A 15,419-nucleotide genomic window follows, 5' to 3' on the forward strand; every position below is an offset into this window, starting at 1 on the left:
CCGGCGATGCGGTATTGTACCCCGATCGGCTGCGCGAATTCCGCTTTCGCACGGAATTCGCGCTTGCCCATCGGTGGTCTATCTTCAAATTCCCTGTTCATTCGTGCGGCTTCAAGAGATCCTTAATAGAGGTCTTGGTGTTGTGGTCGTTGCTGGCGTAGCCGGCGCCTGGCTTGGTCTGGTCCGAGGTAAGATCCGTGCTCGCCCCTGACGGCTTATTCTGGTTGTTACCGAATCCACTGATCAACTTGAGTACATTCAGCAGGTCTGTCGTCACCGAAGTCGTCGCAAGGCCGATCAGGTGGCGGAACGTCCCATGGCTGCCGTTGCCGTCAGTCGAGCCGGATTGCAGGAATTGCTTCGTATCCTTGAGCCCGAGCGAGGTGGACGTGACCTTGGCGGTGTTACCGTTGCCGGGCTTGCCATCGTCGTCGCGGTCGTCCTTGTCGCGCCCCTTGCCTGGGTTGCGGCTGTCGTTGCGGTCGTCGTGGTCGCCATTGTTGGCGTGGTGATGGTGATGATGATGATGATGATGATGATGCTTATCATCGTCACCGCCCGAGCCGGTTGCTCCTGTCGAACCGGTCGGACCAGGCGCTCCGGTTGAGCCGGTCGAACCTGTGGCACCCGTCGAGCCAGTGGCACCTGTCGAGCCAGTCGCACCGGTCGAACCAGTTGCTCCGGTCGAGCCGGTTGAGCCGGTCGAACCTGTGGCACCCGTCGAGCCAGTCGCACCTGTCGAACCAGTTGCTCCGGTTGAGCCGGTTGCACCTGTCGAGCCAGTCGCACCTGTCGAACCAGTCGCTCCGGTCGAGCCGGTTGCACCTGTCGAGCCAGTCGCACCTGTCGAACCAGTCGCTCCGGTCGAGCCGGTTGCACCTGTCGAGCCAGTCGCACCTGTCGAACCAGTTGCTCCGGTCGAGCCAGTGGCGCCTGTCGAGCCAGTCGCACCGGTCGAACCAGTTGCGCCGGTCGAACCAGTCGCTCCGGTATCACCAGTCGAACCAGTCGCTCCGGTATCACCAGTCGCACCAGTCGCTCCGGTAGAGCCCGTAGCGCCTGTAGAGCCGGTGTCGCCGGTGGCTCCAGTTGCCCCCGTGGCACCAGTCGCTCCGGTGTCGCCGGTATCACCTGTCGCACCCGTGGCTCCAGTGTCGCCGGTGGCTCCAGTTGCCCCCGTGGCACCAGTCGCTCCGGTGTCGCCGGTATCACCTGTCGCACCCGTGGCTCCAGTGTCGCCAGTCGCTCCAGTTGCCCCCGTGGCACCAGTCGCTCCGGTGTCGCCGGTATCACCAGTCGCACCCGTGGCACCAGTGTCGCCAGTCGCTCCGGTCGAGCCGGTGTCGCCGGTCGAACCAGTCGCTCCGGTTGCGCCGGGGTCGCCGGTCGCTCCAGTTGCACCCGTGGCTCCGGTGTCGCCAGTTGCTCCGGTCGAGCCGGTGTCGCCGGTCGAACCAGTCGCACCCGTGGCTCCAGTGTCGCCAGTCGCTCCAGTTGCACCCGTGGCTCCGGTGTCGCCGGTATCACCTGTCGCACCCGTGGCTCCAGTGTCGCCGGTCGCTCCAGTTGCACCCGTGGCTCCGGTTGCGCCGGTGTCGCCGGTATCACCTGTCGCACCCGTGGCTCCGGTGTCGCCAGTTGCTCCAGTTGCCCCCGTGGCACCAGTCGCTCCGGTGTCGCCGGTATCACCAGTCGCACCCGTGGCTCCAGTGTCGCCGGTCGCTCCAGTTGCCCCCGTGGCACCAGTCGCTCCGGTGTCGCCGGTATCACCAGTCGCACCCGTGGCACCAGTGTCGCCAGTCGCTCCAGTTGCACCCGTGGCTCCGGTTGCGCCGGTGTCGCCGGTATCACCTGTCGCACCCGTGGCTCCAGTGTCGCCGGTCGCTCCAGTTGCTCCCGTGGCACCAGTCGCTCCGGTGTCGCCGGTATCACCTGTCGCACCCGTGGCTCCAGTGTCGCCGGTCGCTCCAGTTGCCCCCGTGGCTCCGGTTGCGCCGGGGTCGCCGGTCGCTCCAGTTGCCCCCGTGGCACCAGTCGCTCCGGAATCACCTGTCGCACCCGTGGCTCCAGTGTCGCCAGTCGCTCCAGTTGCACCCGTGGCTCCGGTTGCGCCGGTGTCGCCAGTTGCTCCGGTCGCACCTGTCGAACCAGTTGCTCCGGTCGAGCCGGTTGCGCCCGTCGAGCCGGTGGCGCCGGTAGAGCCGGTGGCGCCGGTAGAGCCCGTCGCGCCCGCCGAGCCGGTGGCGCCAGTCGCTCCTGTCGAGCCCGTTGCCCCGGTCGAGCCGGTCGCACCAGTAGAGCCAGTCGCACCGGTCGGGCCGGTTGCACCCTTTGGCCCGGTGTCACCCTTGTGTCCATCATCGCCTTCCGGCCCGGTCGAGCCAGTATGACCAGTAGCACCTGTGGTTCCGGTGGCTCCGGTCGAGCCAGTCGCACCGGTCGCTCCAGTATGACCAGTTGCTCCAGTCGTGCCGGTAGCACCCGTCGTGCCGGTAGCACCCGTCGAGCCAGTCGCACCTGTCGAGCCAGTCGCACCTGTGGTTCCAGTCGAACCTGTAGCACCTGTAGAGCCAGTTGCACCGGCCGCTCCAGTATGACCAGTTGCTCCAGTCGTGCCGGTAGCACCCGTCGAGCCAGTCGCGCCGGTTGAGCCCGTCGCACCGGTCGAGCCAGTCGTGCCGGTCGCTCCAGTATGACCAGCTGCTCCAGTCGTGCCGGTAGCACCCGTCGAGCCAGTCGCACCTGTCGAGCCAGTCGCACCGGTCGTGCCGGTCGAACCAGTCGAGCCAGTCGAGCCTGTCGAGCCAGTCGAGCCGGTTGCACCGGTCGAGCCGGTATCGCCCGTCGAGCCTGTTGCTCCTGTCGCACCGGTTGAGCCCGTCGAACCTGTCGAACCAGTTGCTCCGGTATCGCCGGTGGAGCCGGTCGCTCCGGTATCACCCGTCGAACCTGTCGCTCCGGTATCGCCCGTCGAGCCTGTTGCTCCTGTTGCACCGGTTGAGCCCGTCGAACCTGTCGAACCTGTCGAACCTGTCGAGCCGGTATCACCGGTCGAACCGGTCGCACCAGTCGCACCAGTTGCTCCAGTATCGCCGGTGGAGCCGGTCGCTCCGGTATCGCCCGTCGAGCCTGTTGCTCCTGTTGCACCGGTTGAGCCCGTCGAACCTGTCGAACCAGTCGAGCCGGTTGCGCCGGTATCGCCGGTGGCGCCGGTCGCTCCGGTATCGCCCGTCGAGCCTGTTGCTCCAGTCGCACCGGTTGAGCCCGTCGAACCTGTCGAACCAGTCGCACCGGTTGCGCCCGTATCACCGGTATCGCCCGTCGAACCTGTCGAGCCGGTTGCACCGGTTGAGCCGGTATCGCCGGTGGAGCCGGTCGCTCCGGTATCGCCCGTCGAGCCTGTTGCTCCTGTTGCACCGGTTGAGCCCGTCGAACCTGTCGAGCCGGTTGCGCCGGTATCACCGGTCGAACCGGTCGCACCAGTCGAGCCAGTCGCACCAGTTGCTCCAGTATCGCCGGTGGAGCCGGTCGCTCCGGTATCGCCCGTCGAGCCTGTTGCACCGGTTGAGCCCGTCGAACCTGTCGAACCAGTCGCACCTGTTGCGCCCGTATCACCGGTATCGCCTGTCGAGCCTGTTGCGCCAGATGAGCCTGTGGCGCCAGTTGCACCGGTCAATCCAGTCGCTCCGGTCGATCCAGTCGCACCGGTCGAGCCTGTTGCTCCGGTCGTGCCGGTCGCACCTGTCGAGCCTGTTGCGCCAGATGAGCCTGTGGCGCCAGTTGCTCCGGTCGATCCAGTCGCACCGGTCGAGCCTGTTGCTCCGGTCGTGCCGGTCGCACCTGTCGAGCCTGTTGCGCCAGATGAGCCTGTGGCGCCAGTTGGACCGGTCAATCCAGTCGCACCGGTCGAGCCTGTTGCTCCGGTCGTGCCGGTCGCACCTGTCGAGCCTGTTGCGCCAGATGAGCCTGTGGCGCCAGTTGCACCGGTCAATCCAGTCGCACCGGTCGAGCCTGTTGCTCCTGTCGAACCGGTCGAGCCAGTCGCACCGGTCGAGCCGGTCGCACCTGTCGAGCCTGTTGCGCCAGATGAGCCTGTGGCGCCAGTTGCACCGGTCAATCCAGTCGCACCTGTCGAGCCAGATGAGCCTGTGGCGCCAGTTGCACCAGTCGAGCCAGTCGCACCGGTCGATCCAGTAGCTCCGGTCGTGCCGGTTGAACCCGTGGCGCCAGTCGATCCCGTATGGCCGGTCGCACCTGTTGAACCTGTGGCGCCAGTTGAACCCGTGGCGCCGGTCGCGCCAGTAGCGCCGGTCGCACCTGCGGCAGTTAGATCGACTACGGCCCAAGTACTGGTGTTCACCGCAGCAGAAACTGACCAAATACCAGAGTTCTCATAGTGACCAGAATCTACAGTAACAGTGGCTGCCGCAGAAAGATATATAGGAACTACAATTGTTCCACTATTTGCAACGCCTGATGGTAAATTAAAAGACCCAACTACTACTGTATTTACGCCTATTAACGCTGTAACAAAATAAAGACCGGCACTCGCATTGCTAGGATAGGTAATCTCGACAAAGCTAAGCCCAGCCGGAGCAGAGGTATTGTTGGCTAAGACGTCGCCATACGCACTAATGCCCATCGCCGTGAGTGGTGGCCGCACCATTTTGCGAGGCGACCCCGCCTCCATCTCCCAACGTCCGCCGCGGGCCGCGGCACCGACGAGGCCCGTTGCCGCCGAAACCGGCGCACCTGTCGCGCGCGACAGGCCTTCAACGAAAGCCTTCCCGCAGGCACCTTCACCCGTGCGGCAGCCCCAAAGCAGCAGATCGCCGTCAGGTCTTAATGCATCCCCAACCGCAGCGAGTTCGTCCGCGAACCGATCAATGCTCGCGAGCGAGATCGCGCCTTCGCTGAAGCTGAGTTCGCCCGAACGGCCATGAACGACAATGTGGATTGCGTCGAGGTCTTCGCGGCCGTGCAAGGCGCGCGCGATCTCCTGCAACGCGGGCATTGCGCCGCTGAGGAGCACCGGAAGGACGCCCGGCCTCAGTCCTGCGACGAGAATGGGAACGTCAGCGACAGACGGGTCGATGAAGGCGATTTCGCGAGGGCTTTTCATCTTGTTGCCCCCCGGCTGAGTTGGTTCGAGGTGACGTCGCTTGTGTCGTTCAGAGTTGCCGTTATCTTGGGGTTGAAATCGCCAACGGACCAAGTCCCGGCATTTTTGCCAGCAGAATTCCAGCTGCCGTTGTAGACAGCGATAGTGCTCGGACCCGGAGCGTTTGGTCCTACAAGGTAATTTCCAGCCGGGAGGGTTTCGGAAATCGCGAAAGTACCTCCGAAATTTGTTGGGACAATAAATTGCCCAATAATATTCAACGTACCGCCGTCGTTTAATACTATGAAATACGTGCCGGCAGCCGTACCGGCGGACCATCGACCGAAAACGGCAATCCGTTCACCTTTGCCTGCTGAGTTCAATGTGACGGAAAACACTCCCGTGTGGCCCGCCAGGCCGGCGTCCGTTAGCGGCGGTTGCCTCGCCGCGTCTGCCGCCCGTGCCCCTAGTTCCCACCGTCCGCCGAGCGCTTTCGATCCAACGAGATCGTTCGCCGCCGCAACCGGCGCTCGAGTTGCGCGCGACAGCGCATCCACGAAGCCCAGGCCGGCGGCGGATGCGCCCACGTTGCAGCTCCAAAGCAGCAGATCGCCAAATCCACCCAGCGCCCTTCCGATCGAGCGCAGATCCTTCGCCTCGCTCTTTAGCGTCTCAGCCGACCACTCGCCGGCGGCGAAGCTCACCCGCCCGGGAGCGCCGTGCGCAATGACGTGAACGGCATCGAGACGTTCGCGGCCTTCGAGCGCCTGCGCCATCTGGCGCGCGGCCGGGCGATCGGCGTCGAGCACGAACGCCTCGACTTCGGGCCGCAAGTTTCCCAGGATCGTGCCGAGATCGGACACCAAGGGATCGACGAAAAGCAGTTCGGAGGCTCGGGTCATGGCGAGATCCTGTTGGTTCGGATTGGGTTCAAATCTGGAAGCTCGCTGGCGACGCTTGGCGTGGCCGGGTCGAGCGGGCGGCGAGCGGGCGGATAGACTCTGCTGGGTGGCTGGCGCCGTGGGATCCCACTGCGCCGCATTGGTTTTCGTGGAGGGGATCGTCGAAGCAGAGGCGACTCCGTCGTGGGCCGCCGGATGCAGCAGCTGAGGACGGATGCCCGCCAATCTCCGGAGGATCGTTTCCAGCGCTTGGCTGCAAATCGATTTTGCGCCTATCGAACCGGCGAGTTGCACCACGGCACCGGTCGGCAGGTGATATCATCCGCCCCACTACTCAATCCCTCCCCAGGTCGCGCCGAAGGCTCGGCGTTAACTGGTCAGCAAACTCTGAAATGGAAAACCGGTCGACCTTCAAACGAATGACGTGCAGCAACGCAGCATCCGCGACAATCGAGGTTGTCATCGCCGTGGCTTGCTCAACCTTGACGGCAGTCAGCAAATGGCGGCGAAGTGCGGAACTTAAGGCAAGGCGGCACTCGGACAAATCCCCGTAGCCGACGGCACATTGAGAGTCGACAATTCACAGATGACAAACGGCAAGCGCCTCTGCCTCAACATGATCGTCAAGAACGAGGCGGCAAATATCGAGCGCTGTCTCGACGCGGTTGCCGCGCGCAATGTGTCCTAGTGAAATGCATGGGTTCCCTTCCACAATTTCGAGCAGGCGCATAACGAAGCCGCTCCGCGGAGGCATTAGCATGAGCACCATCGGCCTATGCATGATCGTCAAGAACGAGGCGAAGGTCATCCTGCAATGTCTCACCAGCGTGCTGCCCCTTGTCGATTATGTGCTCATCGTCGACACCGGTTCCGAGGACGGTACACAAGAGCTCATCCGCGACTTCCTCGCCGCTCACAATGTCCAGGGCGCTGTTATCGACGAACCGTGGCGTGACTTCGCATATAACCGCACTTTCGCCCTTGACCGGTTGCGCGAGGTCGAGACTGTCGACTACGCGATGATCATCGACGCGGACGATTTTCTGATTCGGGATTCCAGCTTCGATCCAGTCGCATTCAAGTCGCGGATGGAACACGATCTATACGACGTTGAAGTCTCTCACGCCGGCATTTCGTTTTATCGCCCTCAGATATGTCGCAACAGATTGCCCTTCTCCTTCAAGGGTGTGCTGCATGAATATCTCGAGGCTCCGCCAGGCCCTTTAACGCGCGAGACGGCCAAGGGCTTTCGTATCGCGACGGGCCGTGGCGGAGCGCGCAGTCAAAATCCACGAAAGTACCAGGACGACGCGGCCGTTCTTGAAAATGCGCTTGTCACGGAGACTGACCCGTTCCTGATTTCGCGGTACACGTTCTATTTGGCGCAGAGCTATAGGGACTTCAGTGAACGTGAGAAGGCGCTGGAGCACTACCTAAGGCGCGCGGAACTGGGTTTCTGGGCCGAAGAGGTCTATGTAAGCCTCCTTGAGGCTGGTAACCTGATGGCCGCTCTGGACCGGCCATTCGAAGAGGTCGTCGCCGTTTACGAGCGTGCGACTGAGACAGTATCCACCCGCGCGGAAGCGCTGCATGAGGCGAGCCGTTACTGCCGCAACCAAGGCCGGAACACAGAAGGGCAGGAGTATGCGCGTCGCGGCTTGAGCCTCACCGAGCCTGCCGGACTTTTCGTTCAGCCTTGGGTCTACGACTACGGACTGCTCGATGAGTTTTCGATCAACGCATACTGGGCAGGCGCATACCGGGAGACACTCGATGCCTGCTTAAAGCTGCTGGCTTCCGACAAATTGCCAACGGACATACTAAAGCGAGTGGTAGCCAACGCGCGTTTTGCCGCCGACAAGCTTCCAGTTTATGAGCCGCCGAAACCGGGGACACTCGGCGCTGAGAGCTTGGTCGAACAGCACAAGCTGGTTCCGCAGCGGTCGTTGCGGTCGCGGTTGAAGGGCATGCCACGCGTTCTGGTGTCGATCTTGGCAAAACAGAAGGAGCCCGCGCTCGCGCTTTACCTCGAATGTATCGAGGCGCTCGATTACCCGAAGGACTCGATTGTCCTCTATATCCGGACAAACAACAACACCGACAGGACCGAGCACCTATTGCGCGAATGGCTGGAGCGCGTCGGCCACCTCTATGCGGCGGTTGAGATCGACGCCTCGGACGTAGTCGATCGGGTCGAGCAGTTTGGCGAGCACGAATGGAATGAGACGCGTTTCAGGGTGCTTGGCCGAATCCGCAACATAAGTTTGCGGAAAACTCTCGAGCACGGCTGCGATTTCTATTTTGTTGTCGACGTCGACAATTTCGTGCGGTCGGCGACGCTGCGAGAGCTTGTCGCGCTCGACCTGCCGATCGTTGCTCCGCTGCTTCGCTCCATCTCGCCCGGCAAATACTATTCGAACTACCACGCCGAGGTCGACGCGAACGGCTATTACATGCAGTGCGATCAATATGGTTGGGTGCTCAATCGCCATGTGCGCGGCGTCATAGAGATGCCGCTCGTACATTGCACCTATCTCGTCCGTGCCGATGTGCTGACCGAGCTAACATACGAGGACGACACACCGCGCTATGAGTACGTGATCTTTGCCGACAGTGCCAGGAAGGCCGGCATCGTTCAGTATCTGGATAACAGGCAGGTCTATGGCTACATTACTTTCGGTGACGGTGAACACCATCTGAGCGACGGGATCGAGCGCGCACGAGAGTTGTTGCACGGAGCAGGCGACACCCCCGCATTCACTGGCGCCACGCCCTCTGGCCCTACACCGATGCCAGCTCGTCTTGTCGAGACGGATTCGCCCAAAATTCACCTGATAAACCTCGACCGCAGCGTCGAGCGCTGGAGCAGATATCAAGGCAATAACTGGCATCTAGTGCACAATACCACTCGAGTGTCGGCCGTTGATGGCGTTTCCCTCGACAGGGAGGCGCTCATAAACGAGGGTCTGATTGCCGATGACTGCTCATATCCCGCAGGCGCTTTGGGATGTGCGCTGTCCCACATCAACCTGTGGAAGCTCTCGGTCTCAGAAAACAAAACAATCACTATCTTCGAAGACGACGTTCGATCGTCATTGCGATTTATGGAGGAATCCGCCACCATCCTCTCTCAAGCACCTCGAGACTGGGACATGATCCTGTGGGGGTACATTTTCGATCCATTGTTCCTATGGTTGGACCTTGGTTTCTCCAAGGCCAAGATCGATTTTTACGACCGTCGATACAAGAATAACGCTGCCCTGTTTCAGTCCGAGAAATTCTCCAGATCCCTCATCAGAGTAGTGCACTCATTTGGGACTCAGGGCTACACAGTCACGCCAAGAGGCGCACGAATACTTCTTGAAAAATGTCTGCCGCTACGAAAAAGGGTTATTCCATTCCCTGGCACTGGAGTAGTCCTCGACGACACTGGCATCGACTGCGCAATGTCAGCCGCGTACGACTCTATGAAGGCTTTCGTTTGTATGCCGCCGCTCGTCATCCATGATGACGAGCAGACGTCAGATCGGACAGCCGCGGATCAACGAGAACCGAGCTAGTTTGCCGTCGGCGATGAGGTGCATTCGATGACGCAAAGCACGCCCGATGGTTCCCGCGAAGCCTTCGCGCGCATTTACCAAAGCAACGAGTGGGGCTCCGCGGAATCGCGCTCCGGCCTCGGTTCAGCACACGCGACGACGCATCGCGTGCGAACCATATTGCCGATGCTTTTACGGGCACTTGATGTAAAATCCATGCTCGATGCGCCCTGCGGCGACTTCAACTGGATGCGCTTCGTCGACTTGGGTAAAACGCACTACATCGGTTGCGATATTGTTCCGGAAGTCATCGAAACGAATCGCATGCGATACGCTAATCGCGAATTCCATGTGCTCGATCTAGCTGCCGAACTCCTGCCCAATGTCGACCTCATTTTTTCACGCGACTGTCTCCAGCATCTGACCGAGCCCGATATCTGGCACGCGCTGCGCAACTTCAAGAGGTGCGGCGCGCGCTGGCTGTTCACCTCAAGCCATTCGACCTCCGCGCAGGACATCGCGCTGGAAACGGGCGGATTCGGATTTCTCAACTTGCAGCAACCGCCATTCTCGTTGCCCCTACCACTCCTCGTCATGCCGGAGGAGCACTACGCATCGAAGGCGATGTGTTTGTGGGATATGACGCAAATCGGTGCGTGAGAAAACAGAGCCACTGCCGATTCAAATGCTCTTCCCTGCCGCGAAGGCAACATAGCAACTTACGCTGGCGCTGTGGAGGGCATCAGACGATGCTTGCCGGGAGATTGACATGACAAACCTTGCACTCAACAAACCCGCAACACAGAGTTCTATTTCGGAGTGGTCATTTGGCCGGCGCCCTGAGGAAGATGCGAAGGGTGGGAACAACGGCAATATCTCCACCGAGATGGGTTTTCACACTAAGCGAGAACAGGACCCGTGGTGGCAAGTCGACCTAGGGGATGAATTCTTAGTCTATAAGGTTATCCTCTATAACCGGCAGCATCAAGCACATAGGTTGAGGCACTTCAGTCTTTTAAGATCGTTGGATGGTCAACACTGGTCGGTTTTCTATAGAAAAATCGACAGCGCAATCTTTGGTGACTCCGATCCTCGCCCTTATGTCGCGGATATCTCTGGAGATCATCCCGCCCGATTCGTCAGAGTGCAGCTTGATGGTTACGAATGCCTGCACTTTAGTGAATGCCAAGTTTTTGGTGTCCCTCTTGATCAAGCGACACGTGAGAAAATTACGAAGAATGAAGGCTTGGCAACCGCTATTCCGAAAGGGCGAGATGGATATCTGACGAACGTAGGCGGATTTAGCGTGTTCGTGGATACCAGAGACTATATTCCTACCATTATTACTGCCCTTGACAACAACTCATATGAGCGCCGCGAGCGGCATTTGACTGCCGAACTACTTCATCCCTCAGACCGTGTCATCGAAGCTGGAACCGCAATTGGGATAGTGGCGATGACGGCCGCACTGATCGTGGGGGCGGAAAATGTCCTAACCTTCGATGCGAATCCGGACATTATCGAACACGCTCGGCAAAACTTTGACCGGAATGGGCTTTCCAAGATTCTGTCGCGCAACGGTGTGTTAAAAAATCGACGGAAGATCGCGGGAAGCGATGAAACGGTGGACTTCTATATTGACAAGGCTTTTTGGGCCTCCAGGCTCGATGCGTCTTTGACCACACCGGGAATCGTAAAAACAGTACAGATTCCGATCTACTGCCTTGAAGACGCCATATGCACCCATGCTGCAAATGTTCTTATCTGCGACATCGAAGGTGGGGAAACTGAACTCCTGATGGAGGCCGATTTGACAGCCATTCGGCTGATCATCATGGAAACACACTATGCGGTTTCAGGTGAGACCGTGACAGACGCAATGATGCGAAAGCTTGTTTTAGAGGGGTTTTCCTTTCATCTTGGCCACTCCGGGGATAATTTTGTAGTCCTACGCCGGTAATCAGAGGTCTGTGATGAAGCGGAGAGAGTTTGCCGCGCTAATTGTCACGTCAGCGGGCTTCAGCGTGTTTCCGCCACTGCTTGCGATGCGGAGGAACCCCGAGAGGAGCTATGCAGCCGTGACACCCCTCTCTTCGGAAAAGTTGCTCACCGCCCCCATCGAGCTCGCCGGCGACTGGGGCCACATGCTTCCTCGCTCCGCCGAGCAGGTCGTTGAGCGCATGCGGCATGCCTGCCTCGATGGCGTGCGGCTGCTCTCCGACCGCCAGCCGACGCGGCTGCGCGTCGACGAGCACACGTCCGGCTCGCCGGCCATCTGGCTGCACCCTGATGGCAGCAGCATGGCGTGGATCATCGTCGACATCGGCGAGCGAGACTGGTCGAAGCTCGCCTACCAGTTCGGCCACGAGCTCGGCCATGTCCTTTGCAACAGCTGGCAGCCGGACGCCAGGCCAGCGCCCCCCTGCCAATGGCTCGAGGAAGCCATGGTGGAGGCCCACTCGTTACGCGGGCTCGGGCGACTGGCGAAAAGCTGGAAGGAGGCTCCGCCCTTCGCCGGCGACAACGCGTTCGGCGATGCCATTGCCAAGTATCGCGAGAATATCATCGAAGGCTATACCGTGCTCGCCGATAGCCAGGGGCTCACTCGCGACGCTGCGGCGTGGTTCGCCGATCATCGCAGAGAAATCGAGATACCGAACCTCAATCCATTCGCTCAGGCGATGTCACTGACGATTCTCGCCGAATACGACCGCGCGCCGGACTGTGTCGAGGCGCTGGGCGCACTTAACCGTTGGCCTGGCCGCACGGGTATCCCTATCGCTGAGTACCTGAAGCGATGGGAGGCGAGCTGTGTCGAACTGCAGGCCTCGCCGCGACTGCCGGTCCGGCTGCGCGAGCTGTTGCGGGTCACCTGATCAGCCAGAGGATGAGGGAGGAAACCCTCCGCTTGCGATCTTCGGAAACCGCACCGAGCCAGTGGCAGGCAAAGCCGCGGCGGCGGCCGCGAAATGAGGTCCGCTTTTGCCTCCGAGGTGGTCCTCTACGGCGACAAGCCAAGGTGACGCTCGAGGTTGTGTACTCTTCCACAATCAAGCGTCGTTGGATTTGGATTATTGGAGGGCGGTGTGCGTCGCCGATCGCGAGAAATTGGAGGTCAGACATCGGCTTGCGGGTCACGAGCCTCACGACGCGATCCATGCCCCGAACCGCCAGACGAACCTGCGATGCCTCACGTGAATACAGTTCAGCGTGGTCTATGTCGTCGTGCCCCAGCACATCCATGAGCTGCCTGGTCGAAGCCTCTGCCTCGGCGAGATAGACGCCGAGTGACTTTCTTAGTCCGTGCAGCATCAGCACCTTCGCAAGCCCTGCAAGCTTGCACCAGAGGCCTCGGCTCTGGCCTGTATTGCGACATCGCATTCGCAGCGTTGTCAAAACAGCTGATTTAGCGCTCAACTTTTCGGATGAGCCCGATCTCCCCTTTGATCTCTTCCGCGAAGAGTTTTGATCCGACATCCGTCAGATGCCCGCTGTCGAAATGGACAGGGGTTTCGTCGGCGTACAACGGGCATTTCCGGTCGGGGCACACGATATCGAGCACGGACACATACAAGGCCGATGTCCCAGCCATCGTGGCCTTCATCACCTTATCCGCGTCGAAAACGCGGCTGCGGATCTCGCCTTCGGAAACAGTGGAGCGGTCCCCCCGCAGCCACCGACGCGCTAGAATGACAGGCACCTCTTCCACGTAAGCCGGTGATTGTCCAAGGATAGCGACGGTCGTTTCAGGGGGAAATTCTGACATCTCCCTTTTTAAGAACTGCATGGCCTGCTCGTCGTAAAACCACCGTCCTGACGCGTAAAACCACCTTGACGACATGATGACAAGCTTTGGCCGGTTCTTCTTGATCCACTCGAATGCAGCGTCATTGAAGGCCCTGCAATTGGGTCGCCGCGGAAAATCAAGCCCGATAATCGGCGGGCAGCCGGAAGCGTTCAATTGGGCGAACACGAAACCCTCACCTTCAAGAATGGGTCGAAGCCCAACCGTGTAATGCGCGGCATAACTGTCGCCCCAAAGCAGCGCGACCGATCCTCCGACGGGAAGGCAGGCGGCTTGATCTATGTCTGCGTAGGTCTGCCCGGGTCCGACGAAACACTGACCAAAGCGATAGTCCGCACGCATGCGGAGATCGTACTTTGAGCTATAGGCAAGGAGTCGCTGAACGTCGGCGGGCAGTCTGTTGAGGAAGCCGCCATTTACTGACGTGAAAAACGCCAACGCGAGTGATGCGACGACGCCCAACGCGGACAGTTCGAAAATCCGGCGCTGTCGCCAGAACCCTTTTCGGTTGCGAGTCGGTATTTCGATAAATTGGTAGAAGAGCACGGCCAGACCCAACGATATGGCGACGGTGCCTGTCAGGAACATCGAGGGCGATGCGTCAGGGTAAAGTTGCCTGGCGAAGACGATGACGGGCCAATGGACAAGATAGAGGCTGTAGGAACAGCGGCCGATATAGTTCAGCGGTTCCAGACCAAGAACGCGGCTGGCAAAATTCGGATGCTGTCCACCCCAGATCATGAGAGCCGCCCCGGCGCACGGAGGCAATGCCGCGATACCGGGAAACGAGGTAGCCGATGAATAGAGAAGCAGCGTGACCACAATCGCGAGAACGCCTGCAGCGCTGGCTATGGAGCCTGTCAAAGCCGATTTCGGAGGCTCGATAAACGGCAGGGCGAGCATGCTGCCAATGAGCAATTCCCAAGCTCTAAATGGAAGCCAGTAGAAAGCCGTGGTCGGAGAGATAGGCAATATCAATTGTGAGGCAAAGAGCGAGCCGACAAGCAGGGTCGCAAGGGTCGCTGCGAAGGCTCGACGGCCGAACCGCCACGCAAGCAGAGTTATGACCGGGAATAGCAGGTAGAAATGTTCCTCTACCCCGAGCGACCAGTAGTGGAGGAGCGGCAACGTCTCCACGTCTGGTCCAAAATAATTGTCCTGCGTCGCAAGGTTTCCCGAAAACAGTGAAGAGGCGATCAGGGACTTCGAGAAGCTCACCAATTCGGCTGGCATGAACAAGGCGTAAGCGGCAACCGCGGTCAGCGTCGACACGAAGAAATAAGCCGGCAGGATCCGCCGCGCCCGCCGTTCGTAGAAATCGATGAAGCTGAATTGTCCGGCCGCCAAGCCTTGGAAAATCCGCCCGCCGATCAAGTAGCCAGAGATAGCGAAGAACACATCGACGCCGACAACCCCCCCAGGCAGCGCTGAAATGCCGAGATGATAAAGCAGCACGGCGAGAACCGAGATTGCGCGTAGGCCATCGATGTCACGCCGATAATCCTGCTTTGGCAAAGCGATCCGTGTCCATGGGGGAGGATTTTATATTAGTGTAAACTTTAGTAGTAAATATTGCGAATCACGGATAATATAAAAAGCGTCATGTTGAAAGCAACACATAGTAAAATTGAAATCGATTGGAGCTACGAATATTTCCCCATTTTGACGGTATGTGCGACCGCCGATACTCCGTCGCTCCGGTTTCGCTAAAGCAGGCGGTTCGATTTGAAGCATGCGGTACGGGCCAAGAGAGTCGGGATCGCGCCGGCAAATTCTTCCGCCGCATCACATCATCGGTCGTCGAAACGAACTCTGCCTTTGGCGTCCACAGGAGCATGGATTTTGGTTGTCAGCCCGCCTCGTGATCGACCGAGACAATGATCTCGGTCCTCCCTTTTTTGCCGTCGCGCCTGCTGATGGACGCGAACAATGGAGGTGTCGATCATCTTTACCGCGTCGCCATGGCAGATCGCGCCATGGCGCGCACAGGATCGCGGCACCCAGAAAATGTCGTTCAGCCCACCTGCGGCAATCGGCGGCAACAAAATGCAATCACGCGGGTTCTGACCCAC

At 59.9% G+C, this 15,419-nt stretch carries 8 protein-coding genes and 3 pseudogenes; 5 read left to right on the forward strand and 6 right to left on the reverse strand.

Features of this window, described 5'->3' with window-relative positions:
* Positions 1 to 97: 97 nt before the first annotated feature.
* From GA829_RS37775 to GA829_RS14090, 3 genes and pseudogenes are all read right to left on the reverse strand, one after another.
* On the reverse strand, positions 98 to 4,360 hold the full coding sequence (locus GA829_RS37775; protein WP_308462352.1) for a collagen-like protein: 4,263 nt from the start codon (positions 4,358 to 4,360) through the stop codon (positions 98 to 100).
* Between the two features lie 312 nt (positions 4,361 to 4,672).
* Positions 4,673 to 5,122 (reverse strand): annotated as a pseudogene (locus tag GA829_RS36660) (DUF4347 domain-containing protein); the annotation flags it as partial.
* Complete coding sequence (locus tag GA829_RS14090; protein ID WP_195179074.1) at positions 5,119 to 6,003, reverse strand: DUF4347 domain-containing protein; 885 nt, start codon at positions 6,001 to 6,003, stop codon at positions 5,119 to 5,121. The gene GA829_RS14090 and the pseudogene GA829_RS36660, both read right to left, overlap by 4 nt.
* A gap of 758 nt (positions 6,004 to 6,761) precedes the next feature.
* On the opposite strand from GA829_RS14090, the gene GA829_RS14095 reads away from it, so the two are divergent.
* The 4 genes from GA829_RS14095 (at position 6,762) to GA829_RS14110 (ending at position 12,418) form a co-directional block, all read left to right on the forward strand.
* Complete coding sequence (locus GA829_RS14095; protein ID WP_195179075.1) at positions 6,762 to 9,563, forward strand: glycosyltransferase family 25 protein; 2,802 nt, start codon at positions 6,762 to 6,764, stop codon at positions 9,561 to 9,563.
* A gap of 27 nt (positions 9,564 to 9,590) precedes the next feature.
* Positions 9,591 to 10,202, forward strand: a complete 612-nt coding sequence (locus GA829_RS14100; RefSeq protein ID WP_195179076.1) for a class I SAM-dependent methyltransferase — start codon at positions 9,591 to 9,593, stop codon at positions 10,200 to 10,202.
* Between the two features lie 109 nt (positions 10,203 to 10,311).
* Positions 10,312 to 11,502 carry an FkbM family methyltransferase gene (locus GA829_RS14105; protein ID WP_195179077.1) on the forward strand — a complete coding sequence of 397 codons (1,191 nt, stop codon included), beginning with the start codon at positions 10,312 to 10,314 and terminating at the stop codon, positions 11,500 to 11,502.
* Between the two features lie 13 nt (positions 11,503 to 11,515).
* Positions 11,516 to 12,418: a hypothetical protein gene (locus GA829_RS14110; RefSeq protein WP_258052286.1), complete on the forward strand. Its 903-nt coding sequence runs from the start codon at positions 11,516 to 11,518 to the stop codon at positions 12,416 to 12,418.
* A gap of 262 nt (positions 12,419 to 12,680) precedes the next feature.
* Here GA829_RS14110 and GA829_RS14115 read toward each other — a convergent pair.
* The 3 genes and pseudogenes from GA829_RS14115 to GA829_RS14125 form a co-directional block, all read right to left on the reverse strand.
* A pseudogene (locus tag GA829_RS14115) lies at positions 12,681 to 12,863 on the reverse strand (tyrosine-type recombinase/integrase); the annotation flags it as partial.
* A gap of 85 nt (positions 12,864 to 12,948) precedes the next feature.
* Complete coding sequence (locus tag GA829_RS14120) at positions 12,949 to 14,862, reverse strand: acyltransferase family protein (RefSeq protein WP_195179078.1); 1,914 nt, start codon at positions 14,860 to 14,862, stop codon at positions 12,949 to 12,951.
* Between the two features lie 296 nt (positions 14,863 to 15,158).
* A pseudogene (locus tag GA829_RS14125) lies at positions 15,159 to 15,308 on the reverse strand (IS5/IS1182 family transposase); the annotation flags it as partial.
* On the opposite strand from GA829_RS14125, the gene GA829_RS14130 reads away from it, so the two are divergent.
* Positions 15,277 to 15,414, forward strand: coding sequence for a hypothetical protein (locus tag GA829_RS14130; protein WP_195179915.1), 138 nt, complete (start codon positions 15,277 to 15,279; stop codon positions 15,412 to 15,414). The pseudogene GA829_RS14125 and the gene GA829_RS14130 sit on opposite strands and share 32 nt — an antisense overlap.
* The last annotated feature ends 5 nt before the right edge of the window (positions 15,415 to 15,419 follow it).

The organism is Mesorhizobium sp. INR15 (assembly GCF_015500075.1).
Lineage (GTDB): Bacteria > Pseudomonadota > Alphaproteobacteria > Rhizobiales > Rhizobiaceae > Mesorhizobium.

Excerpts from the sequence above, each read along its gene's own strand:
- GA829_RS14130 (WP_195179915.1), top strand. The coding sequence starts at position 15,277 with ATGGAGGTGTCGATCATCTTTACCGCGTCGCCATGGCAGATCGCGCCA.
- GA829_RS14100 (WP_195179076.1), top strand. The coding sequence starts at position 9,591 with ATGACGCAAAGCACGCCCGATGGTTCCCGCGAAGCCTTCGCGCGCATT.
- GA829_RS14110 (WP_258052286.1), top strand. The coding sequence starts at position 11,516 with ATGAAGCGGAGAGAGTTTGCCGCGCTAATTGTCACGTCAGCGGGCTTC.
- GA829_RS14090 (WP_195179074.1), bottom strand. The coding sequence starts at position 6,003 with ATGACCCGAGCCTCCGAACTGCTTTTCGTCGATCCCTTGGTGTCCGAT.
- GA829_RS14095 (WP_195179075.1), top strand. The coding sequence starts at position 6,762 with ATGAGCACCATCGGCCTATGCATGATCGTCAAGAACGAGGCGAAGGTC.
- GA829_RS14105 (WP_195179077.1), top strand. The coding sequence starts at position 10,312 with ATGACAAACCTTGCACTCAACAAACCCGCAACACAGAGTTCTATTTCG.